Annotated in this window: 24 protein-coding genes; 6 read left to right on the top strand and 18 right to left on the bottom strand. The window is 68.5% G+C overall.

The features are described 5' to 3' along the window. From KHP12_RS06410 to KHP12_RS06340, 15 genes are all read right to left on the bottom strand, one after another. Window positions 1-477, bottom strand: a complete 477-nt coding sequence (locus tag KHP12_RS06410) for a hypothetical protein (protein WP_211831857.1) — start codon at window positions 475-477, stop codon at window positions 1-3. After that, window positions 474-1016: a hypothetical protein gene (locus tag KHP12_RS06405; protein ID WP_211831855.1), complete on the bottom strand. Its 543-nt coding sequence runs from the start codon at window positions 1014-1016 to the stop codon at window positions 474-476. The genes KHP12_RS06410 and KHP12_RS06405 overlap by 4 nt, the downstream gene beginning before the upstream one ends. A gap of 112 nt (window positions 1017-1128) precedes the next feature. After that, on the bottom strand, window positions 1129-2181 hold the full coding sequence (locus tag KHP12_RS06400; RefSeq protein ID WP_211831853.1) for a hypothetical protein: 1053 nt from the start codon (window positions 2179-2181) through the stop codon (window positions 1129-1131). A 317-nt stretch (window positions 2182-2498) separates the two neighbouring features. Further along, complete coding sequence (locus KHP12_RS06395; protein ID WP_211831852.1) at window positions 2499-3158, bottom strand: hypothetical protein; 660 nt, start codon at window positions 3156-3158, stop codon at window positions 2499-2501. A gap of 107 nt (window positions 3159-3265) precedes the next feature. Beyond that, the gene (locus tag KHP12_RS06390) at window positions 3266-3574 is read right to left on the bottom strand and encodes a hypothetical protein (protein ID WP_211831851.1); all 309 of its coding nucleotides are present in this window, start codon (window positions 3572-3574) and stop codon (window positions 3266-3268) included. Window positions 3575-3576: 2 nt separating this feature from the next. Then, window positions 3577-6012: a DNA translocase FtsK gene (locus tag KHP12_RS06385; RefSeq protein WP_372455173.1), complete on the bottom strand. Its 2436-nt coding sequence runs from the start codon at window positions 6010-6012 to the stop codon at window positions 3577-3579. 146 nt (window positions 6013-6158) lie between these two features. Continuing rightward, window positions 6159-8192 carry a hypothetical protein gene (locus KHP12_RS06380; RefSeq protein WP_211831849.1) on the bottom strand — a complete coding sequence of 678 codons (2034 nt, stop codon included), beginning with the start codon at window positions 8190-8192 and terminating at the stop codon, window positions 6159-6161. Between the two features lie 362 nt (window positions 8193-8554). After that, a complete protein-coding gene (locus KHP12_RS06375; protein ID WP_211831840.1) occupies window positions 8555-10321 on the bottom strand; it encodes a DUF2637 domain-containing protein in 1767 nt (588 codons plus the stop codon). Next, a complete protein-coding gene (locus tag KHP12_RS06370) occupies window positions 10318-10578 on the bottom strand; it encodes a hypothetical protein (protein WP_308016690.1) in 261 nt (86 codons plus the stop codon). Before KHP12_RS06370 ends, KHP12_RS06375 begins: the two co-directional genes overlap by 4 nt. A gap of 223 nt (window positions 10579-10801) precedes the next feature. Beyond that, window positions 10802-10999, bottom strand: coding sequence for a hypothetical protein (locus KHP12_RS06365; protein WP_211831838.1), 198 nt, complete (start codon window positions 10997-10999; stop codon window positions 10802-10804). A gap of 177 nt (window positions 11000-11176) precedes the next feature. Continuing rightward, complete coding sequence (locus KHP12_RS06360) at window positions 11177-11395, bottom strand: DUF5999 family protein (protein WP_211831835.1); 219 nt, start codon at window positions 11393-11395, stop codon at window positions 11177-11179. 154 nt (window positions 11396-11549) lie between these two features. Next, a complete protein-coding gene (locus KHP12_RS06355) occupies window positions 11550-11864 on the bottom strand; it encodes a WhiB family transcriptional regulator (protein ID WP_372455172.1) in 315 nt (104 codons plus the stop codon). A 121-nt stretch (window positions 11865-11985) separates the two neighbouring features. After that, entirely contained in the window at window positions 11986-12267 is a 282-nt protein-coding gene (locus KHP12_RS06350) for a hypothetical protein (protein WP_246642991.1), read from the bottom strand. Window positions 12268-12310: 43 nt separating this feature from the next. Then, a complete protein-coding gene (locus tag KHP12_RS06345) occupies window positions 12311-12529 on the bottom strand; it encodes a hypothetical protein (RefSeq protein ID WP_211831831.1) in 219 nt (72 codons plus the stop codon). Window positions 12530-12721: 192 nt separating this feature from the next. Then, the gene (locus KHP12_RS06340; protein ID WP_211831829.1) at window positions 12722-12880 is read right to left on the bottom strand and encodes a hypothetical protein; all 159 of its coding nucleotides are present in this window, start codon (window positions 12878-12880) and stop codon (window positions 12722-12724) included. Between the two features lie 918 nt (window positions 12881-13798). On the opposite strand from KHP12_RS06340, the gene KHP12_RS06335 reads away from it, so the two are divergent. Further along, window positions 13799-14266, top strand: a complete 468-nt coding sequence (locus KHP12_RS06335; RefSeq protein WP_211831827.1) for a hypothetical protein — start codon at window positions 13799-13801, stop codon at window positions 14264-14266. Window positions 14267-14636: 370 nt separating this feature from the next. Here the strand turns inward: KHP12_RS06335 and KHP12_RS06330 are convergent, their stop codons facing one another. Beyond that, entirely contained in the window at window positions 14637-15257 is a 621-nt protein-coding gene (locus tag KHP12_RS06330; RefSeq protein ID WP_211831826.1) for a hypothetical protein, read from the bottom strand. 335 nt (window positions 15258-15592) lie between these two features. Here KHP12_RS06330 and KHP12_RS06325 point away from each other — a divergent pair, with 335 nt between their 5' ends. Together KHP12_RS06325 and KHP12_RS06320 are read left to right on the top strand one after the other, a co-directional pair. Then, complete coding sequence (locus KHP12_RS06325; protein ID WP_211831955.1) at window positions 15593-16348, top strand: GntR family transcriptional regulator; 756 nt, start codon at window positions 15593-15595, stop codon at window positions 16346-16348. Then, window positions 16345-17028, top strand: coding sequence for an AAA family ATPase (locus tag KHP12_RS06320; protein WP_211831824.1), 684 nt, complete (start codon window positions 16345-16347; stop codon window positions 17026-17028). Before KHP12_RS06325 ends, KHP12_RS06320 begins: the two co-directional genes overlap by 4 nt. Window positions 17029-17119: 91 nt before the next feature. On the opposite strand, the gene KHP12_RS06315 is transcribed toward KHP12_RS06320, so the two are convergent. Next, the gene (locus KHP12_RS06315) at window positions 17120-17392 is read right to left on the bottom strand and encodes a hypothetical protein (protein WP_211831822.1); all 273 of its coding nucleotides are present in this window, start codon (window positions 17390-17392) and stop codon (window positions 17120-17122) included. Window positions 17393-17648: 256 nt separating this feature from the next. Between KHP12_RS06315 and KHP12_RS06310 the strand changes: the two genes are divergently transcribed. From KHP12_RS06310 to KHP12_RS53270, 3 genes are all read left to right on the top strand, one after another. Further along, window positions 17649-18935 (top strand): NsdA family TPR-like regulatory protein, encoded by a 1287-nt coding sequence (locus tag KHP12_RS06310; RefSeq protein ID WP_211831820.1) that lies wholly within the window; start codon window positions 17649-17651, stop codon window positions 18933-18935. A gap of 10 nt (window positions 18936-18945) precedes the next feature. Next, a complete protein-coding gene (locus KHP12_RS06305) occupies window positions 18946-19485 on the top strand; it encodes a GNAT family N-acetyltransferase (RefSeq protein WP_211831818.1) in 540 nt (179 codons plus the stop codon). 73 nt (window positions 19486-19558) lie between these two features. Next, the gene (locus tag KHP12_RS53270) at window positions 19559-20155 is read left to right on the top strand and encodes a GIY-YIG nuclease family protein (protein WP_372455171.1); all 597 of its coding nucleotides are present in this window, start codon (window positions 19559-19561) and stop codon (window positions 20153-20155) included. Between the two features lie 222 nt (window positions 20156-20377). Here the strand turns inward: KHP12_RS53270 and KHP12_RS06295 are convergent, their stop codons facing one another. Continuing rightward, on the bottom strand, window positions 20378-21022 hold the full coding sequence (locus KHP12_RS06295; protein WP_246642989.1) for a hypothetical protein: 645 nt from the start codon (window positions 21020-21022) through the stop codon (window positions 20378-20380). Window positions 21023-21774: the final 752 nt, after the last annotated feature.

The following is a 21774-nucleotide window of genomic DNA, read 5'->3' as shown; positions in this document are numbered from 1 at the left end:
TCACACAACAGTGATCAGCACCGCGGATGCCAGCAGAGCGGTGTGATGCAGGGCCTGATCCGTCAAATACATGCCGTTCATCCCGGCCGTCCTCAGCTCCGCGAAGTCCGGCGAGCCGGTGTGCTGCAACAGCCAGCGCACCGGCCAGCGGCGATCGAAGAACGCGTGTGTCATCGCCGAGACAACGAGCCCGGCGGCCAGGCCGGTCCAGGACAGCTGAAGCGGGAGGACAGCCCAGACCAGGGACAGCATCACGGCCATCACCAGGTGATACTGGGCGACGTGTCCCAGACACGCGCCCCAGCCCTGCCGCGGGCTCACTCCGTCGGCGACGTCAGCCGCCGTCGGCGCTCCCTTGTTCGCGGCCTGGTGATCGCTCTGCCCGAACACGTGATCCGCGAGGTTGTGGCCGACGGAGAGCACAGCCCATACCGTCCCAAACGTCGCCAGCGTTGCGATCTGCTCGATGCTCGTCACCGGGCACACCCAGCAACCACGTTGGTGCAGAGAACGTCCAGCTCCATCCACGCGCTGCCCGGGCCGGTCAGCTCCTTGCTGAGCTCGCCCTCATCGTCGAACCGGACTGCCTGGCAGTGCTCGATGTAGCCGGTCTTGCCGATTTTCTTCGCCAGCCACAGCAGTAAGGCCCCGCGGTCGATCGCGGCGTGCGTGCCCGCGTTGACAGCCGCTCCGGCGAGCAGCGCTGCGGGCTTCACGCGGTAGCCAAACGCGCGAGTGATCGCGACGGTCGCCCCGAGCTGCACGGCGGTGTAGGACGCGACGTGGCAGGCGACTGCACGTCGGCCAAGCGCGCTGCTGGTCATGGTCGGGCGGGTGGAGTCCGGGTCGGCGGCGGAGCCGTCGGCGTGGACCAGGTCCTCGCCGTAGAGCCGCTTCCGCATGGCCGTCTTCGGGCCCTGCACCCATTGGTCGCACAAGGGGTGCAGCTCACCGAAGGTGGCCAGCAGGGTGCCGAACAGGGCCAGGCGCTGGGTGGTCAGAGACAGACGGGGCATGCTGGAGTTCTCCTGATCTCGAAGTGGGTGAAGGGGAGTGGGCGGCTGGCCCTTTGCCGATGCGCGGCCGCCCTGCGGTTCCGCCCCGGCCTACGTCGCCGGGGCGGAGCTGTCAGCCGCTTGTTGCCGCCGAGTCCGTGGTGGCGGACTTCTCAGCTCGGGCCTGAGCACGGTCGTCGGCCCACTTCTGCGGGTCGTGTCCGGCTTCGACGGCGGCGTCCCAGGCCCATTCGCCGATCTCGCCGGAGTCGAGCTGTTCGGCGAGGTCGGCGACGGTGTCGGCGGCCAGGTCCGGGTCGGACTTGATCAGTGCCTTGAGGAACCGGTAAGCGGCCCATGCGTGCACCCCGGACAGCGCGTAGGCGGCGACGGCTCCGGGGTCGTCGCTGGGTGCGCTGAACAGGCCGTTGGTGGCGTTCAGGGTCTGCCGCAGCAGTTCCTCGGTCATCTCCGGCACCGTGCTGGCGGCGGTGTACGAGCGGCGCGGGGGCTCGGGGATGGCGTCCGCCAGGTCGGTGCGTTGTCCGGTGTCCGTGCCGAGGCTGGTCTTCCAGACGTCCAGGGCGTCGGAGGTCGTTTGCGTCTGGTCCTGTTCCGGGGTGCGCATGCGGTGGGGTGCCTGCAGTCCGATGACGTCCGTGCCGAGCACGATCAGGGGCTTTTCTCCGCCTGCGTGCCAGGTGTTGACCTCGCGGTTGGCGTGCTGCCAGCGCTCCCAGAACCTCGATGTCCAGCGCGTGCAGGGGGCATCGGCGGGGACGTCGGCGAGCGCGGTGTGCAGCAGCTGCCGCCAGTCGGGGAACTTCTCGCCGTCCATGACGGAGATGCGCAGGGTGCCGCGCGGGCCGTCGAAGGCAAGGCGGCCGATCTCGGTGGTGAGGGTGAGGGCGGCCTCGCCGTCGTGGGCGTCGACCCAGGCCCGCAGCGAGGCGACGTCCTGGCCGTGCACGGTACGGGCGAACGGCTCGCCGGGGGTGGTGAGGCGGGCCCGGGCAACGGCCACCGTGTAGCGGTCGCTGGCGACGGCATGCAAGTGGGTGCCGTCGCTGTCGAAGCGGATGCCGTCGATCTGATCGAGGCCGATGCCGTCCGCCGCCGCGTGTGGCGCGGCCGTACGGATCAGGCGGGCGAGGTTGTGGGCGTTGAGCGTGGCCGAAGGCGCCACAGCTGGATCTCCTTTGTAGCCGGGTTGAGTTGAGCGGTGCGGATAGCGGTTAGTCAGCGGTGCTCGTGTCCGGGCTGCCGGAAGGGGCGGTACGGGTAGCGAGGGCCGGGGCGCAGGGGCCGGGGCCGGCCGATCCGGCGGCGCGGGCGGGGACTGAGCACGTGCGATCTCCTCCAGTCGTCGGCCAACAGCGCTGTGCCCCGCCGACGTCGTGCTGGTGTCGGCAGGGCTCAGCGGGTGGTGCACAGGCCGGACGGCCTGTCCCGTCCCCGGTGCCCGAAGACGGGCGGGGACGGGGGCGAGGCAGGCAGCCCGGCTCATCCGTGGAACTTGTTGCGCCGGAAGACCGCCTTGCGGATGTTGACCGTGGTGCCTCCCCTGCCGCTCCGTGTGCCGCGTGCGGCGAGCGCGAGGAAGACGAGCACGAACAGGCCCGCCACGCTCATCACGGCCTGGCCGGTCGCGGTGAGGATGGCGGGGATCTGCGCGAGGGTGGGAGCTGCGGCGCCGACGCCGATCCCAGCGAGCGCGATGCCGCCGCCGGTGGACAACGCCAGCGCGCTGTACTTCCAGACGAAGGCCGGCACCGCGCGCTGCGGCTGCGTCGGGGTGGGCGGGGATGGGGGCGCCGACGCCGGGGTCACGATCTGCGGGTGGACCGCGACCGGGGCGAGGGCTGCCTGTATGGCCGCTTGCTGGTACTGGGCGCGGATGTGGGTGAGGGTTTCCTCCCTGCGGACCAGGTCGTAGACCCGGGCCATGTACGCCTCGTCGGTGTAGAGGCCAGCAGCGGCGTGGGCGGGGGCGGCTGGAACCGGCAGGCCGGTGGTCTGCGTGCCGGGGCGGGCCTCGGGGAACAGCGCCCAGATCTCCTCCAGGCCGTCGTACGGCAGGCCGATGGTCGGCGTGCCGGGCGTCGGCGGGGCGTGCTCGGTTTGCTGAACTTGTTCGGTGAGGGTGAGGTCGCAGGGTTTCACGGTGCCTCCTTGGCGGGGGAGAAGGTGGTGGGGAATGCGAAGGACCCGCCCGGCCGGGGTGGCTGGGCGGGTCCTGGGGCCCGGGGTGGGTGAGACGGGGCGGTGGGTCAGCCGAGGCTGTAGAAGGCGAGGAACGCAGCGAGGAGAACGCAGCCGAGCTTCGCCCACCACGGGCCGATCTCCCAGGTGCCCCAGAGCAGGGCGAGGGAGGCGGCGCGCAGGCTCCAGCGTGCGAAGAATCCCAGTGGCTGGTGCTGCTGGAGCTCCTGGATCCGGGCGGTGCGCCGGTCCATTTCCGTCTGGAGGTGCGCGCGGGTGACGGTGTCGGACTCGGCAGTGTTTTTGAAGGTCTCGCTGTAGGAGTGTCGTTCGGCCTCCAGGCGCTCGATCTCCTCATCCGCTGTCTCGAAGGACATGGTCACTCCTTGGTGTGCGAAGCGGCGGCGGCCGCAAGGCCCATCGCGCCCAAGTCGCGGGCGGTGTAGCCGAGTTCGTCGGCCAGCCTCATCATGGTCGCCTCCAGGTCCTGCGTCGAGACCAGGATTTCGCGTGCCTTGGAGCCGTCGGACGGGCCGACGATGCCCAGCTGGTGGAGGAAGTCCATCAGCTTCTCGGTGAGGGCGAAGCCGATGCGCAGCTTGCGCTGGAGCATCGACGTGGACCCGAACTGGGTGGACACGAGCAGTTCGACGGCCTGGAGGACCAGGGCGCCGTCGATGCCCTCGGGTAGGGCCGCCGCTTCCTGTCCGGCCGGGGCGGTGCTGGGCTGCTGGGCGGCGGCTTCGCGGGCGACGTAGCGGGTGTACTGCCGCGTATCGTCCTTGATGGCCTTGCCGTCCTTGGCCCAGGTCTGCAGCCAGCCGCCGACCGTGCGCTGTGCCGGTGCGACATCGTCGCCCAGGAGCTGTTTGAGCATCTCGTGCAGCGCCTTGGGCGAGTAGCCGTCTTCACCGGCGGCGACCAGGAGCTCCCAGCCCTTCTCGCGCGGGTCGACCGGGCGGGCAGGACGGGGGAGCGGTGCCCCGTGAGGGGCCGCGGCTGGCGCCGGGGCCGGGCCTGCGGGGACGGCGACCGGTGCGGCGGCCGGGTCCAGGCTGGCGGTGACGGCGGCGAACAGCTCCGCCGCGCCGCCGAAGCCCTCGAAGCCCTGCGGCACCGAGGCGGCCGGGGCCGTCGCGGTGGTGCCGACCGACGCGGCGGGCGCCGGGTCGGAGGCGAGCAGGGTGGAGGCGGGGATGATTTCCCCGGCGTTGTCGATGGCGTACTGCGCGGACTCGGTGAGCTTCTGGCCCTTGTAGAGGTCCGGCAGGGTGCGCGCCCACCGCTGCGGGTAGTGCGCGCCGCTGTCGACGGACGCGGACAGCTCATCGAGCTTGGGGCGCCGCCCGGCGGTCGCCGCGCAGATCTTGTCCATCAGCTCGTCGACCAGGCGCCACACCTTCATCGCGGTGGGCTTCTTCGGCCCCAGCCGGGTGTGCATCGTCCAGCCGGAACCCGCGACGGGCGCGTCCTTGGGGTCGATCTTGATGTAGCCGGGGAAGAGGTAGGCCAGCTCTTCCGGGTCGCTCACGGTCATGCCGACGCGCCACTTCGACATGAGCTTCATCATGGCGGTGATGGCGTCCTGCGTGGCGCGCAGGGCCGCGACCAGGGCCCGCACGCGCATCGCGCGGCCTTCCTCTTCGATCTTGTCGACCATTTCCTTGATGTCGAAGGGCAGGGAGGCGGTCTCGTCGCAGATGATGACGATGCCGGGGATCTCGTGGCTGATCGGGAGTTTGTTGTCGGTCTTCTGCTCGCGCATCAGCTGCTGGTATCCGGCCTTGCGGGCGGCGATGATCTCCCCGGCCATCTTGAGCATGAGGCGGGCTTCGTCCTCGGTGTGGGCGATCCAGTCGACAATCGGCGCGGAGGCAAGGCCCTCGGTGGCCCACGGAGTGATCCACGGGAGGGCGACGCCGCCGCCGGTGATGTCGATGGCCCAGATCAGCGCGTCGGGCATCCGGGCGAGCTGAGCGGTGACCACGCGCAGCGAGTTCGTCTTGCCCGCGTCCGTCTCGCCGATCAGAATGCCGCAGTCGTTGCAGAGGCTGCCGAGCGCCGGCTCGCCGTTGCGGTGCACGCCGAAGGGGAACCGCTCGGTGAGGCTGATCTCGGAGTAGTCCTCCGGGTAGGGGATGTCCTCGCTGATGACGTCCTTGAGGGTGACCTCGATCAGGATCGTGCCGCGGTTGGCGCCGGGGAAGATCTCCACACCGCAGCCGTCGGCCAGGCGCAGGTCGCTGGCGAACTTCGGGCCGTAGCCGTTGAGGTCGTCGATGGTGGTCCCGCCGTCGGGCAAGTCCATCTCCACCGTGTAGCCGACCTTCCCGGGCCAGTGCTGCACGTCCTTGCCCTGGCACTTCTCGATCCGGGCGACGCGTGCCATGCGGTCTTCCCAGTCGCGCAGGATGCCGACCGACTCGCGACGCAGCTTCAGCAGCCGCTTGCGCTGGGAGCGGGTGGGCTCCGTGCGGGTCGCCGAGGCGTTCGCGGCGAGGCCGACGGCGGCCAGGCCCAGGCCGGTTGCCCAGCCGGTGGAGGTCAGGGGCGCGGTCGCCAGCGCCCAGGATGCCCATCCGGCGGCGGTGAGCCAGGACAGGGCGCGGGTGGTGAGGGTGCCGACGGTGGTGCCCTCGCGCAGGTCGTGGACCGACCCGGCGGCGGCCGCGCCGGTGAGGGTGACAGCGGCGGCCTGCCAGGGCAGTCCAGTGATCGGGGCGAGCATCACCATCGAGGCAGCGGTCTCGCTGGCGTATCCGAGGAAGGTGGTGTGGCCGCTGGGCAGCGACCAGTCCCAGTGACGCATCGACATGGGAAGAGTTCTCCATCCTGGTCAGGAAGGCGGGGGCGAGGGCAGCAAGGCAATAGGCAGGCAGCAAAGGAGCCGGTGGCCGGCCCCCGGGGTTCGGGGTCCGGCCACCGGCTCCTGGTGGTGCGGGTCGTGCTGGGGGATGTGGGTCAGCGGGGGGTGTTCCACATGGACTCGGCAGCCGGGCCCTTGCGGGGGCTGATGTTGTGGCTGATTTCCCGGCTATGGTCCTCGAGGAACAGCTTCGCGGCCATGTCGGCGTCGTCGCCGGCCGCGCGGATCATCGACTCGAGCATGCCGAGCTCGTCGGTGACGCGGTCGTCGACCGGGTACAGGTCGCGGGTGCGCTGGTGCAGGGTGTGGATGCAGTCGGCCAGAGCGGTGATCCCGTAGGCGGTGCCCTGGAACTCGCTGCCGACCTGCATCATGTGGACCGGTTCGAAGGTGCGGTAGAGCACGGCCATCAGGACGCATCCGGACTCGATCCGGCCGGGCATGAACATCGCGCCCTCGGGGGCGTCGGCCCCGGTCGGGGTGACGTTCCACATCCACTCGTTCGTCCGCGGGGCGACGATCCGCTCGATGTCGAACGCGTGGGCACCGCGGAAGAGGGCGACCATGTTGTCCGCGCGGGACGCGGCGTTGACCATCCGCTGGTACGCCTCGATCAGCTTGGCGATGGCCCGCTTGCTGCACGGGTACTTCTGGTCGGAGTTGACGGCCATCTGCTGTACGGCCATTGCCGCGGCGCGGATGCCGTTGGGCAGGCCGGCGTACTCGGCAGCAACCTCCATCATGCTGCGCGGGCTGTAGCCGGTGTAGGCGGAGTGCGCGGCGCGCATGGCCATGGCGAACTTGCTGTTGTTGCCGTCCAGCACCGTGGTGCCTGCGGTCAGAGAGGGTCCGGTCACGGGGTCGGTGTCCTTCCTCGGGTTGTTGACCTTGAGGGTGAGCTGGTCCGCCTGGGCTTCCTTGTCGTGGCGGGCCTTGGAGCGGCGGAAGAAGAACCGCCAGATCCGTCCGGCGGTGCGGACGGGGAACGCGAACCCGCCCAACGGGTCGCGGTGCCGGGTGAGCAGGCGCCAGACGCCCCACAGGAGTCCGAGGGGCAGCGTGAGCAGCCCTCCGAGTCCGGCGAGGAATCCGGCGCCGGCGCAGCGCGCCCAGTGCCCGAGCTTGCGGGCGGCGACGCGGCGCAACCGGTAGAGGCGGCCCAATGCCGGGCCGCTGCTACCGGAGCCGTTAGGGCTGCCGTTCTTGCCCTTCTTCGAGCGGCGCAGCTTGCCCGCCCAGCCGCGCATCTTGCGCAGCGCGCGCCCGAGACGGGTCGTGGCGGGCGTGGACGATCCGGTACCGGTGCTCTTGCCGCTGGTGCCGGAGCCGCCGGAAGAACCGGAGTTCCCGGAGCCGGCGCCGCCGTTCGTGCGGCGCATCCTGTTGCCCCAGCCCTTGAGGGTCTGCCACGCCTTGCCGGAGCGGGACTGCTGGTGGGCGCCCGCCTTCCCGGGGTGGTTCTTGCCGCCGGTGCCCTTGAGCGCGTTGGCGCCGGGGCTGTTGGCACCGCCCAGGCCGCCACCCTTGTTCTTCCGGCGGCCGCCCTCGCCGAGGAGACCGCCCGGGCCGCGCCCGTTCCTCCCGTTCCCGCTTCCGCGGCCGCCGAGGCCCCGGCCGGAGCCGCCGCCGAGTCGGCGTCCGGCGCCGGTCCCGACGGAGCCGGTGCCGTTCGTCCGGCCGCGGCCGCCGCCACCGGCAGCCCCGCCGCCCCAGCCGCGACCACCGCCGCGTCCGAGCAGGCCGCCCTTGCCCGCGCCTCCCCCGGACCGGCCGAAGCCCCCGCCGGAACGGTTGCCAGTGGTGACCTTGCGAACGGTGGAGACCTTCGAGCGCTTCTTGCGTCCGGCCAGCGCGGCGGCGCCGACCGCTGCTCCGGCCGCGCCGGCGGCGATGAGTCCAGGTACTCCGGCGGCGCCGTACGCGACACCTGCTGCGATTCCGGTTGTGTTTCCGCCGTGGATCAGAAGTGGCAGCGCCCTTGGGTGTCCACGGCTGGTCTTCTTCGGCTCCGCGGCCGGGTCTGCGCCACTGGAGGGCGTGGTGACGACGGGGTATTCGGCGGTGTCGGCGCCCTCGCCGCCAGTGCTGTCCGTGGCGGTGTCGGGGGGTGTGGTCGCGGTGTCTGCCACGACGAATCTCCTCACAATGCGTAGCGGAGAGGCGAGGCGAGGCGAGGCGAGGCGACGCGAGCGCAGAGCCCCCCTTCACCCCCGGTTGGAGGGCTCAGCAGGGAGCTGGGAGGGGTGTTTTCCCTCGCCTCGCCTCGCCTCGCTTCGCCTCGCCGCTACTTTCCGTGAACGACAAGGCTGGTGGTGCAAAAGGTGCTTTCCGGGCCGTTGGCGGGGCCGGTTCGCGCAGGGTGGAGCGGGTGACGCGATCGGCCTGGCGGCCGCGGCCGGCCCCCGCAGCCGCCCTGTCCGGCGGTGCGCCGGAGGGGAGGTGCGAGGGACGACCGTGGGGGCCAGGAGGGCTCTCAGATCAGATTCCGTTTTCAGGCTGCGGCCTGCTCCGGGACCTCGTTGCCGTCGCCCTTGAGCAGGGCGACGGCGCGGGTCTTACGGTCCTGCGCGGAGCCGGTGGAGATGCCCAGCTCCTCGGCGATGACGCGGACGGTGACCGCGCTCTCGCCCCGGGCCTGGATCATCGCGGCGACCCGGTGGGTGTCCCAGTCGACCTGGGACATGCGGGCCATCGCGGCCGCTTCGACCGCGCGGGCCTCGTGTTCAGCCGCACGCGCCTGATGCTCAGCGGCCTCCTCGATCGCGGCCTGCTCGCGCACCTTCGAGGCGGCGATCTCCTCGGCTGCGATCTGCTCCTGACGGGCCGCGTTCACCGTCGCGGCGCGGTGTTCAGCCTCCTTCCGCTCGTGTTCAGCAGCCTCTTTGAGGGCCCGCTTCTGTTCGGCCAGGGCCCGCGCGCGGCGCTGGTCCTGCTCTGCGATGCCGGCCTGCCGGGCGGCCTCATCGCGCTGTGCGCGGGCGGCGGCATCGGCCTGGATGCGGCGCTCGTGCTCGGTGGCCTCCGTGGCCATCCGCTGCTGCTCCAGACCCCAGCTGGCCTGTACCTTCTCCCGCTCGATGCGGGCGAGGGTACGGCGCTTCTCGGTCTCGTCGGCGAGCTCCTGCGCTTCGGCCGCGGCCTGGTCCTCCGCGAGCTTGAGCGCGTGCTGACGCTTGGCCTCGCGGAGTTGAAAGTCCGCCTCGGCTTGTTGAATCTCCGCCTGAGCCTCGCGTTCCGCTTCGGCGCGGGCGATCTTCAGCTGACCCTCGGCGCGGATCTTGTCGACCTCCGCCTGAATGCGAGCGGCCCCGAGTTGAACATCGGTCTTCACTCGCTGAATCTGGGCCTCGGCACGCTGAACAGCCGCCTGCGCCTCCCTCTCGATCCGCTTGGTCTCCTCCTCCAACGGCACGCCCAGCGCGCGTTCCACGCTGAACCCGAAGGGCGCGAGCTTGAACGGCAGCATCTCGTTGGCCGTCGCCGCCTTCCTCCAGCGCCGCTCGTCTTTGTCGTACTTCTGGCGCAGGCCCTCACGGTAGATCCGCAGCTGCTGGTGCTGGGCGGCGACCTCCTTGTAGGGGAGGTTGTACAGCCGCATCCGGCGGGCCAGGCGGGGCGTGGTCAGCGGGGAGAGGATCCACCGGGTCAGCGGGACCGACCCCAGCGGGGTGGCGCCGGCCAGCAGATCAGCCATCCGGCCGATGTAGTGGCGGGCAGCCTCCACCGCGATGATGAACAGCACCGGGATCACGCCGTGCATGGACGCCGCGAGCGGGTCGTCCGACACCGGCCCCGGCGGGGCAGCCGCGTTGAACGCCACCGTCGCAGCAGTCAGGCCGTGTGCCGCCCAGCGCAGCACCGGCAGCGGCATCCGCTTGCGCATCATGTAGAGATCGAGCGCCAGGAGCACGAGGATGCCCGCGTCGATCCCGACGGGGAACGCGTAGGAGAAGCTGCCGAAGCCCTTGCCCTCCGCGAGATGCCGCAGCGTGTTGTAGGAGCCGGTGAAGCCGATCCCGGCGAGCACCAGGCCCCCGACGCCGGCGATGACGGCAAGCATCCGCATCGTACGCGGGTCGTCCGGCTTCGGCGCCGTCTCAGGCTCCGGAGCGTCGTGCTGCTCCGGCTCCGGGTCGTTGTCGCCGGGGTGGTTGTGGTCGGGGTGGTTGTGGCCGGCCGGTTCGGGGGCGTTCCAGGAGTACTGGTCGTCGTCGCCGTCCGGGCGGATGTCGGGCTTGCGGAAGTCGACGGCGGTCATGTGCTCTCCGGGTCGTCGGTCGGGAAGAACGGGTCCAGGGCCAGGCCGACGCACAGCCGGACCGCGCCGAACACGGCCAGGCCGACGGCCAGGTGCATGCAGGTGGGCCACAGGCCGTTGGCGAACAGGTCGAACAAGGCCAGGACGGTGGCGACCAGCGCAGTGAGCGTGGCCAGCAGGGCCGATAGCGGGCTGCGCGCCACGTACCTGTCGGCCGGGGTCTTGTCGAGATCCGGGGTGGTGGCGGTGGTACTCACCAGACACCCCCACTGGTAGCGTTAACCATGCGAATCGCTCCTTGTCAGCGGATCGCGAGAACAAAGGAGAGGCCCCGGGCGTGGGGCCTCTTTCTCTTTGCCGAGCCGTTCCGGCTCTCCGACCCCGCCACGGCCCAGGCAGTCGTGGCGAAGCGGGAGAACCGCCGGCCCCGCAACGGAGAGCAACTCCGGCCGGGGCCGCGGCGAGTGGTCCCAGGCAAGGTCAGTCGCGGTGCTCCTTGAGGTACTGGGCGATCTGGATCTTCACGCTCGCCATGCCGGTGTACGCGGTCATCGCCGCCCAGACGCCCTGGTTCTTTGTGGCGTCCTGGAGCAGCCGGTACGCCTCCAGGACCAGCTGGTCCGGGTCAGCGTCGATGTGGCGCAACGGGCTGGTCAGACGGGCAAATATCCCGGCCATCGAGGACTCCTTCGAGGTATCGCTCCTGGACTGTCGCCAGGAGCAGCAGACGGAACAACACGGCCACCCGAGGCACGGGCGGCCGACGCGAGATGGTGTTGCGGCGCGGGCAGAAAGTTGGCTGGCGCTCCCGCCGGACGGGATCGCCAGCCGTCATGCCTGCTCGAAGTCGCCGCTTCAGGCAGTTGCGGCGATGTGCTCGCAACTGGGCGACCGGTGCGGGGCGACAACGCTGTTGTCAGGCAGCAGCTCGCCGGTGTCCTCGAAGACCAGGACGCCGTTGCACAGCAGGCTCCAACCTTGCTCCGGGTGGTGAGCCACCAGGTGGGCGGCCTCACGGTCGGGGCTGTCGGCTGACGGGCACGGCGGCGTGTGCGGGCAAGCGGGCGTTGCCATGGTGATCTCCCTTGAATGCGGTGCAGGTTGAGGTGTGGACCGGACAGCAGCGGGATCGAGTGATCGGCTGCTGAGTGCTGTCCCTGCGTTCTCCGCCGTCACCGGACCGGAACAGAGGCCGGACCGGTGACGCCCGGGCAGCGCAGGGCTGCGGTCAGGCGCTGGCGTTGTGGGCGCGTTTGCGGGCGGCGCGACGCTTCAGTGCGCGCCGCTCGTCCTCGCTCATGCCGCCCCAGACGCCGTAGTGCTGGTTGGTGTCCAGCGCCCACTGGAGGCAGGTCTCCATGACCGGGCAGCGGCGGCACACGGCCTTGGCTTCCTCGATCTGCAGCAGGGCAGGGCCGGTGTTGCCGATCGGGAAGAACAGGTCCGGCTCCTCCTTCCGGCAGGCCCCGCTGGTCCGGAAATCACGGTCGCTGTCGTCCGAGGCGAGGCTCGAGGCGAAGGTGGTGCGCACAATGTGCTTCACGGATCCTCCCTGGATGCGTGTGTCAACGGGTCCCGCTGTCGCGCTGGTTGCCGGTGGGCGGGTGGATGTCGGTGACGCGGTGGCCGACTGGCCGCAGCGGGACGGACGTCCCGGTGCCTCGTCAAGCGGCACGGGTGAAAGCGCCCGCGATCGAGCTGGAGTCGGCTTTGCCAGGCCGGATCAGATAGTCGGAGTCGGTCCAGGCCGACCCGACCGGGAACGGCTGCCCGTCAGGGCGCAGCGTGTCGCGCACGATCACCGCCCACCGCGCACCGGCACGGCCCAGGAGCGCCGCCGCCCTGAGCGGGTCCCTGATCAGGGCCAGGACTTCGAAGCGGCCGTCGACGTTCTGGTAGATGGCGCCGAGGCGGCGCGGGCCGATCTCGTCGTCAGCAGACGGCAAGGGGATGCTCTTCAACGTCAAAGGTCCTCTCGGTGAGCGGGGATCACGCGGTTTCGGCGTCGTCGCGGGGCTGTGTGCGCCCACGCGGAGTCCCTCGAGGCGGGTAGATGGCGTGAACGGGGTGGTCGGCGTCCATTGCCGCGCTCGCCGCCGTGGCAGCGGTGATCAGCAGGGCTATGGCGGCCGGGCTTTTCAGACCTCGCGCGGCGACGACGTTCGCGGCAGCCGATTGCGTGGCCCAAGCTATGTCGGCGATGGTCACAAGGGATGCGGTGGGTAGGGCGCTGCCCTCGCTCCTGGGAGAAGGAGCGAGGGCAGCGCGATTGTGCTCAGGTGATGTCCGGGAGCTCGGCGCGGTGCGGAGCACGCGCCGGTGGGCAACTGGCCATCGGTGGAGTCACGAACGTGGCGGCGGCCTTCACCGTCCGATCGGACAGCGTCGGCATACCCGCGCCTATCGACTGCCCCCTGCTGTGTTTCCGTGGACCTGGCCATGCGCCCGCTGGTTCCGGGCCGCCGCCTCGCGGGCCTCCCGCTCCTCCTGAGCCTTGCGGTAGTCCTCCAGGTCCTGGTCGGCCATGGCAAGGACGGCCAGGTGTGCGATGGTGTACATACAGGTTGCCTCTCACCAGTGGTATGGCCTGTACCGCGGCGCTCAGGGGGCCTAAGCCCTGGGCGCCGCTTCGGAGTTGGAGCAGGATCCCGCTCCCCTGGCCGCACGAGCAGGTCATGCGGCCAGGGGAGCGGGCGGGCCCACGGTGATCTCGCCCCGTGGGGTGACCTTCCGCGGGCCCGCAGCCGCTTTCCTCAGTGCCGGTTGTTCTCCGAGCGCCTGTTCTGCTCGGCGTTCTTCCTCCTCAGCTCCTCCCACTCCTCATCGGTAAGGCTGGTGACGAAGCTGATCACGGCATTCACCTTCACCGGCCACCTCCCGCCCGGACCTGGAGCAGTTCCCTGGCCATGTCCAGGTCGCTGTCGCCGTCGTTCGCGGAAGCGGCGGTCTGGGGAGGCACGGGGTGGGGGTGCCTGCATTTGTCGTTCGGCCCACAGGAGCAGCCCTTCTCGATGTGGCACCGGATCTGCCTGCCAACCAGCTCACGCTCGGCGCCGAGCGTGATGGCCGAGGCGGCCATCCGGGCGACGACTCCGCGGACGTGGCGCCGAACGCACAGTCCGGGGACCGTGGGGATGAGCGGGGACTCCTGGCAATCCCGCCGGACACGGTGCAGCGTCTCCGGGATGCTCGGGTCGCTATCTCCCGCGTGTACGCGAGGAGGCGGGGGAGCTGTCATGATGGTTCGCAAGGTCGATTCCTCTCTCCACCGAGTTGGCGACCGACGACGGCCCCGGGGCGCAATCCCGGGGCCGTCATCGTTTTGCGGGCTGTCCGTACGAGTAGCCGTCGTACGAGCAGCCACGGCCCCGGCCACCCCGCGTACGGAGTGGCCGGGGCCGTGGTCGCTGGTAGGAACAGTTGTCAGGCCGCCGTGACCGCTGCCCGCAGGTCGGTCACGGCGCTTGGATCCCAAGCTTGGCCAGAATTCCCCCTCTCAGCATTGAAGCGGCATTCGCTAAATTGAATTCGCCCAACACCGAAGAGATGGGGGGATTTATGTTCAAGGGCATCAAGAGATCATTAGGAGTGTTCGGGTGTGCTGGGCTCCTGAGCGCCGCTGCTGTGCTGACAACCGGCGGACCAGCACAAGCTGCCGCTCTCGGCTGCGACTACCCGAAGGTCTGTTTCTACACCGCGTCCAAGACGAAAGTCGGACAGTTCCAGGACGTCACCTCCGGGTGGCAGTCGTTCTCCCGAACCGACATCTACTACGCAGTAAACACCCGCAACGACGACGTCGCATACATCCGCTACAGCAACGGCCAGACCAGCTGCCTGGGTGAAGGGCAGCCCAACACGATCTGGGACCTCAGGAGTTTGTACGGCGCCAACGTGTACCCCAACGGGGTGCGGATCAGCACCAGTTCCGACTGCTATCCGTAAGCGATACGGGAAGTTGCCGCCGTCGAGCTCTAACCGACGGCGGCAACTTAACGCTCAAACACTCAACGCCGCCTTTCACGGCAAACAAGCATGCAAATTCCAGTAAAGCCCTGGTCAGGATTCCAGCCCCACCAAACAACCCTCCCCACTGGGCAAAACAGACAAGAAACACGCCCGCCTCACAGCAATCACTGACCACAGACGCAAAATCCCTGCACCCGCCGACCCAACCAAATCCAGTTGCTGAATCAGCCCCGGAGACGACCATCCCACACCCTCGGGCACTGCTGACTGCCATACGAACAGCCGCGGCCCCGGCCACCCCCGATCACTCGGGATGGCCGGGGCCGGGTCGTTCGTGCAGGGCGATTCAGCGCATCGGGCGCTTGGGGCGAAGGGTGGCGAGCGGGACCGGAGGACCGGCCTGCGGGACGTCACCAGCGGGACGCTGGGCACGCCGGGCGTCGGTCTCGCGGACCGCCGGTTCTGTCGAGGCCCACTTCATCTCGCGCAGCAGCCACAGCGGCCGGCCATCGCCCGGCTCATCCTCCGTCGTCGCGGTCTGCTTCTGAGCCGCGATCTGAGTGAGGGCTGGCGCGGGCGTGACCTTCGGTTTCCGCGTGACGCGGTTCGAGCGGCGCCCGTCGGTCTCCGAGACGCCTTCCTCCATACGTCGCCGCCACCGCTCGACCTCTACGTCGATGATCACGCGCCGGTGGCTGCCGTCCGTGCAGTAGGTCGGATCGGCCGTGCCTGCCCTCTCCGTGTCGTGTGGCACCAACCGAGTCCGTCCAGGCCGCCCGTTCGGACGACTGATCGGAACCCAGGTACGACAGGACGGGCACACCAGGGAGATGCAGGCCGGGTCCAGGTCGTACTCGTGCACGGCAATCTGGGAAACACGCAGCGGGGCAAGCTCGTTGCGGCCGCGGGAACGGGTACGGCGGACACGCTCCTTGGCGGTGCGCTCGGTAACGGCAGCAGCAGACATATGGACTCCTCACGTACGGAGCGGGCGGGGTGTATCAATCGCGGGTGCTCTCTCCGCCGCTGCGGGACGCACGGCTAGGCCGGCGTCCCGCAGGACGGACAACGCATCAGCGCTGCGACTTCGCGCAGCAGCCCTTGAGCCGAAGGCCCTGGCCCGGAGGAGTTAGTGGTGCCTCATGGTGCAAAGACTCCGGGGCCACCGAGGTGGCGACTGCTGCGGTGCGCTTACGCGGTGTTCCAAGAGGATCACCGTCGATCACATACCTCAGGTTGCCTCAGGTACCCTCAGGTGTCAAGCGGTATAGTGAGGTATCTAGGAAGCGAATGGAGGCGAACATGCCCGGCCCACCCCGAGCCGACAACCGGCCGCCGTATGCGCGCATCGCGGGCCACTACCGCGACCTCATCAGCTCCGGGAAGCTGTCGCCGGGCAACCTGCTGCCGAGCATCAAGGCCCTGGCCGATGAATGGAAGGTCAGTACCGCCACGGCCGACAGGGCCATGCGGCTGCTGCGCGAGGAGAAGCTGGTCCGGGGCATCCCAGGTGTGGGTACCGAGGTCGTGGGACGCCCGGTGTCGCTCTCCTCCGGCTCCGAACGCCACGACCGCAGCAGCAAGACAAAGTCGTCGTGGGGCGTCGGTGAGCAGTCGTCTGGCCACACCGCTGGCATCGTTGCCGCCCCCGAAGAAATCGCGAACGTGCTCGGCATCACTCGCGGTGACGATGTGATCCGTCGAAGCCGTGTCTACCGGGACTCTCACGGCATCGTCTCCCACTCGACGTCCTGGATCCCAGCCGAGTTCGCGCAGGTACTGCCCGAGTTGGCTGAGAGCGAGCGCCTCAAGGGCGGGCTATCGCTCGACCTGATTGCCCGAGCCACCGGACGCAGGGTTGCGCAGCGCGAGGATGAGGAGACCGCCCGCATTGCCACTGTCCAGGACCTTGAGCTCCTGGAGCTGGAGGCCGGCACAGTCGCAGCGATCCTCGTGCTGACCGCGCGATTCTTGGACGCCGACGGCGAGCTACTGGAGTACGGCGTCGACCTGGGAGCCCCCGGCCGCACGCGGCGGACCACTTCGGAGGTCCGGTGACCCGGCGCGATGACATCGTCTTGGACGACACTGTCGTCAACCGTCTTGAGCGCAACCTCGGTGTGCTCCTGCATGCCGAGCACACCGACACTCTGACCCTGGAAGGACGATTCGAGATCAGCCGCATCTCCGAAGCCCTGCCCGACCGACCGGGGGCAGCGCCGCGGGCCATCCTCATGACAGGGATGCCGGGCGCTGGCAAGACGACGCTGGCGCGCGCCCTTGAGCAGGCCGGGCTGGTGCGCCTCTGTCCTGATGAGGAGATGTTCCGCCGCTACGGCCACTACGGCCAGGACTTCCCGCGCGGTCAGTTCCGCATCCGGGAGGCACCCGTGCTCAAGGACATCGCCCTCGAGCTCCAGGAGCACCTGGCAGCAGGGCGAGATGTCGTTGTCGACCACGGCTTCTGGACTCCAGAGGAACGTGCCCAGTGGGCGGCGACCGTGACGGAGGCCGGAGGCGTCCCCATACTGATCTACCTGCCGGTCCCTCATGAAGTGCGCTGGGAGCGGATCCGGGAGCGCAACGCGAAGTCGCTGGTCGATGCCAATTCGATCGAGTTCAGCGAGGAAGACCTGCTCAGGTTCGCGGGTCGGTTCCACCCGCCGACGGCTGATGAGCCGCACATCGTCTACGACGGGCAGCCGAGCAGCGTGCTGAACTACGAGTTCGATGGCTGACGCTTTACTGATCACCGGCTGCTGCCCCCATACGACAAGGAGGCAGCAGCAGAGTTCGGCGCGGCTGGGTGTCCATGAACGGACATGGAACTCACCGCTCCTGCCGACTCGACGGCGCCAGCAAGGCCTTAAGGATCACACCGCCGATACCCGTACCCGCCAGCGTCATAGCGATGTCGCGGATCGCGATGATCAACACAATCCCGACAGCGCCACCTACCAGCGCCCCAGTGATACCGACGGCAGAAAGCCTTCTGTGCCGACGCGTTCCACCTTCAGCAGGCACCGCGGGTACCTGGCCAACAGACATCAAGTCGAGAGATCGGCCGTGCGCGTCGGTCACCAGATGCCGCTTCTCGGACATGGCGCCCCCTCCTCAGCTCAACGGACTCTCGTGAATTCGCTGTTCACAACCGTGGATTGCGGGAGCATGACCAGACGAGGTCCCGCAGCTGCCCCGTCCTGGACCAGTCCAGGACATGAAGCGGACCACTATCGGACCAAGGCGTTCGCTCTGCTGATTTGCCGTCGTCGCCGCATGACACTGGTCGCGCAGAGCACGGATTGTGACTCGGGGAGGACCAGTGGCTGGCAACGCTCGCCAGGGAGAGCCGCGCACCATGTTGGAGTGCCTGCTGCGCCAGCAGCCACGCACCTACGAGGAGATCGTTCGGGAGTTCGATCGTCTCGCCAAGGAGCTGGGTGAAAATGTCACGCTCAGCACTCGGCACCTGCGCCGCCTGGCCAGTGGCGAGCGGACAAACACCACGCCAGTCATGCGCCGTGTTCTTCAGTCGATGTTCGGCAAACCGCTCAACGAGCTTCTCGCCCCATGGAGCGGTGAAGTTCTCCTCGCGGCAGCCGAGCCCACTGGGCTGCTCCTTGCCACAGGACAGCCCGCTGCGGACCGGGAGTTAATTGAAATGGCAGCACGACGAGCCAAAAGCTTCGCCCTTGCGGCAGGCCAGACCGATCTCACGTCCGATGTCATGGAGCAGGTACACGCGGATGTTCAGCGCCTGGCGCTGGACTACCCGCAGCGACCGCTGTCCGAGCTGCTGCCGGATCTGATCGGTACACAGGACACGGTCTTCACTCTGTTGGAGCAACAGCGTCGCCCCGCGCAAGCCCGGCAGCTGTATTTTCTCGCTGGTGTCACGGGCGGCCTGCTCGCGAAAGCCTCGCACGACATGGCCGATCCCCATGCGGCCCTGACTCAGGCGCGGACAGCCTATGTGTGCGCGGACAACGCGGATCACAACGGTCTGCGAGCATGGATCCGCGGTCTTCAGTCCCTGGTCTCGTACTGGGCTGGCCGGACACGTGAATCCGTCCGCTACGCCCAGTCCGGCGCCGAGTTCGCCGCCAGCAACACCGCCAGCGTGTGGCTGCCCATGAACGAGGCCCGCGCCTGGGCCTCGCTCGGAAACGCGAACGCGGCACGGGCAGCGATTGAACGCGCCGAAGCCGCCTGGGACAGCGTGCAGGAAGACGAGGTCGACGAGCTCGGCGGCCTGTGCACTTTCGGGCGGGCCCGTCAGATCTACTACGCGGCAGAGGCTCTGTCATGGTTGCCATCCGAGGTGACGGCAGCAGACGACTACGCGAGGCGAGCGGTAGACGCCTACGAGGACAGCTCGTCTCCCGAGTGGGCATTCGGCGACCAGGCCGGCTCCCGCAGCGCCCTGGCTATCGCACGGATCCAGGCGGGAGAGCTGGAAGGAGCCGCTGAGGCCGTCGCACCGGTACTCGACCTCGCCCCCGAGCAGCGGATCAACGGCATCATCACCTGCACACAGCGGGTCCATCTCGCGCTGCGCGACTCTCCCCTTGCGGAGGCGGGTGCCGGCTTGCAGGAGCAGATCGAGATCTTCACCCGCACCCCGCTGAAGGCTTTGCCCCGCTAGGAGCTCTCCCTTGACGTATCCAATCCGTATCACCGGCAGCAAGGTGGTCCTGCGTGAGTTCTCTATACGGGATGTCGAGGATGTCCTGGCGATCATTGGCGACGACAAAGTCACCAGGTGGTTGTCTTTCGACAGCCGTGATCGGGACCAGGCCATCGCCATGATCGAGGGGACACTCGAACGCGCCCAGCAGGAGCCGCGGACGGAGTACTACCTGGCAGTGGCCAAGCACGGCGACGACCATGTCATCGGCTTCGCACGGATCGGATACGCCGGCGTCAAGGCCGGCAAGCTCGGCTACGCGATCGCAGCAGAGGAATGGGGCCGCGGCTACGCCACGGACGCGGCCCGCACCCTCACGACATACGCATTTACGGAGCTGGGCCTGCACCGAATCAGTGCGGCGATCGGACCCGAGAATGCGGCTTCGATCGCCATGGTGGAGCAGCTCGGATTCACCCGGGAGGGAGTCCTGCGCGATCACGTCTACACGAACGGTGCCTGGCGCGACAGTGTGCTGTACTCCGTCCTCTCCCATGAGTGGGGCTGATGGCCTGACCTCGTCGATCTACCCGAGGGTGCCCCGCCAAAGCCACCAATCATCACATACCGGGAGATGACCGATGACTACATTCCTGTACGCCATCAGTAGCTCAGAACAGCCAGCACCCGTGAAGATCGGCAAGTCAGGTAACGTCGCCAAGAGGCTGCGTCAGTTACAAACCGCCTCACCGGTCCCACTCCAGGTGTGGTGGCAGCGAGAAACGTCCGACCCTGCGTTGGAAACCAAGCTGCACCGTCATTTCGCCGCGCAGCGTGTGTCTGGCGAGTGGTTCCGCTTCCGACAGGATGACTGGCCCGAAGAAATCGCCCAGGTGGCCGAACTCCTGGAGCAGCAGTACCCGGAGCAAGGCGAGAAGCTCCACAAGAAGCAGGGCGGAAAGCGGACCTTCGTGGTCGGGCACACACACCGACCGCCCAACGGGGTCCCTGAGTGGGCTACCGAAGACGCCGGTAAGGGCATCCGTTGCGAGTGCGGACACACCACAACCGACCACGGAGGGCCTCCTCCCTACACCTGTGGCGGCCTCATCCCTGGGTGGGGCTGTGATTACGGATGCGAGTGCCTCGAGTTCCGAAGCGATGTGCCATGGTCGCCGAGCGCATGGCTGACAGCGGCAGCAGACTGCCGTCGGTGCCAAACGGCGAAGAAGGGCTGATGTGGAACCAACGACCAGCTACCCGCCTATGACGGTGCCCGCACGGCACGCGCGAGTCGTCAACACCGTCCCACGGGCAGCACATCATCCACGCGTCCCGCCTGACGGGATATGTGCGCGGAAAGTTGCCCGCCGGACGGGAAGTCCGGCGAATCCGGCATAACCATCTTGGCGAATCCGGAAATATCTGCTCGGATCATGGGCGCTGCCGGCTCGAAGAGGTCATCGGGGAGGTACGGCGAACGGATGATCCATGTGACTCGGCACGTTCATGTTCTGGTCGGCCCCGACGTCCGTGCCACGCGGTCGCAGAGCTCGGAGGGCGGCCTGGAGAGTCGGGGAGTCACCCTTCCTCCATCGCTTGGGCGCGATGAGTTTGAGCCGTGGTGCGTCTTCGGGAGTGAGGACCTGGCTCTGGCAGTCGATGACTGGGATGAGACCGAGGTTGTGCCCGTAGAGGAGGACGGGTTTTCGGGCGACCAAGGAGCGCAGTTCGAGGCGTGCGATGGGGCCGAGCAGGTTGACGCGGCTTCCGGGTCTCTTCTGTTTGCCTACGACGACGAGGCCGTCGAGGCCGTCGGCTACGGTCTCCCAGTCGTAGGGCCGGTCTTCGTTGAAGACGGTGCCGTAGTGGAGGGTCTGAACTCCGTCGGGGAGTTCGTCCGTGATCTGGGCGAGCCAGTTCTCCCACTTCGGGTTGTTCCTCGTGCGGGGGGCTGCGCTGATGTACACGCGTACCGGGGCGCCTGGGGGACGGTCGGCGGCGATCCGATGCATCGCTGCGGCGAAGCGGCGCTGCTGCGCCGGCTCGGCGAATGTCTCCACGTCGAGGGGGTTGGTTGGCGTCGCGTGCATGATGGTCATCATGCCGGTCTGAGTGTCCTTCTGTTTACCGAGGGCCGAGGTCAGCCAGAAATGGCGCCACGTCAGGAGGCTCTGGGAGCAAGGCGACACGGGGGAGTACGGGGTGTCGTTACGCGCAGTAGTGGGGGTAGTGTGTCTGCGGATAAGATCAATACAGACATGGTTAAGCCCCGCGAGGCTGCACTCCGGGGCACGGCCGCAGACCAAGATCAGGATGGTCTCGACATGCCCCAGGGTACCCGTATCCTCTGCCAGACACACACGGCACCCGCTTCCGTAGCAGCGATGACTCGCGCGTCGCTCCGGTGGTCGGGTGCCGTTTCTGTTTTTCCGCGCCGGTCCGGGCGCGGGCACATCTCTCCCCTGGAGGTCGAGACGGCGTAGTCGCTTGAGGCGGCGCCCGCACTGCGGGCCTTGAGCCGCCGGGACGCTCTGCCACCCAGGTGATTAGCGGTCACCTCGGCTGAGCGCCCCCACATTCCACCGGGTGGGTTTAGCGGGCCCTCCCGAAGGGGTCGTCCGATCGGTTAGCGGCCGGTCGAACGGTTCGAACCTTGGTTCTTTCCCAGGAACCACGAAGACCCCGAGGGGCTTCGTCATGCCCTCACACATGGAGAGGAGCAGCTCTCATTTTGCATGACTGTTCTGGCTTTCGCCAGCCCAGATACGTCCGTTTCATTCGCGTTTGCGCGTCTGTGAAGTCCCGTCTGGCGGGATATCACAGTCTGATTCGCCCAGCATGTCCCGCTCAGCGC

The sequence above is a fragment of the Streptomyces asiaticus genome, assembly GCF_018138715.1.
GTDB lineage: Bacteria > Actinomycetota > Actinomycetes > Streptomycetales > Streptomycetaceae > Streptomyces > Streptomyces asiaticus.
This window is presented reverse-complemented; position numbering and strand designations above follow the sequence as displayed.

Bases quoted from the DNA above. Each gene is read 5' to 3' on its own strand.
- KHP12_RS06310 (WP_211831820.1), top strand. From the start codon at position 17,649: ATGTTGGAGTGCCTGCTGCGCCAGCAGCCACGCACCTACGAGGAGATC.
- KHP12_RS06360 (WP_211831835.1), bottom strand. From the start codon at position 11,395: ATGGCAACGCCCGCTTGCCCGCACACGCCGCCGTGCCCGTCAGCCGAC.
- KHP12_RS06295 (WP_246642989.1), bottom strand. From the start codon at position 21,022: ATGATGACCATCATGCACGCGACGCCAACCAACCCCCTCGACGTGGAG.
- KHP12_RS53270 (WP_372455171.1), top strand. From the start codon at position 19,559: ATGACTACATTCCTGTACGCCATCAGTAGCTCAGAACAGCCAGCACCC.
- KHP12_RS06330 (WP_211831826.1), bottom strand. From the start codon at position 15,257: ATGTCTGCTGCTGCCGTTACCGAGCGCACCGCCAAGGAGCGTGTCCGC.
- KHP12_RS06385 (WP_372455173.1), bottom strand. From the start codon at position 6,012: ATGTCGATGCGTCACTGGGACTGGTCGCTGCCCAGCGGCCACACCACC.
- KHP12_RS06390 (WP_211831851.1), bottom strand. From the start codon at position 3,574: ATGTCCTTCGAGACAGCGGATGAGGAGATCGAGCGCCTGGAGGCCGAA.
- KHP12_RS06405 (WP_211831855.1), bottom strand. From the start codon at position 1,016: ATGCCCCGTCTGTCTCTGACCACCCAGCGCCTGGCCCTGTTCGGCACC.
- KHP12_RS06340 (WP_211831829.1), bottom strand. From the start codon at position 12,880: ATGTACACCATCGCACACCTGGCCGTCCTTGCCATGGCCGACCAGGAC.
- KHP12_RS06315 (WP_211831822.1), bottom strand. From the start codon at position 17,392: ATGTCCGAGAAGCGGCATCTGGTGACCGACGCGCACGGCCGATCTCTC.
- KHP12_RS06365 (WP_211831838.1), bottom strand. From the start codon at position 10,999: ATGGCCGGGATATTTGCCCGTCTGACCAGCCCGTTGCGCCACATCGAC.
- KHP12_RS06325 (WP_211831955.1), top strand. From the start codon at position 15,593: ATGCCCGGCCCACCCCGAGCCGACAACCGGCCGCCGTATGCGCGCATC.
- KHP12_RS06375 (WP_211831840.1), bottom strand. From the start codon at position 10,321: ATGACCGCCGTCGACTTCCGCAAGCCCGACATCCGCCCGGACGGCGAC.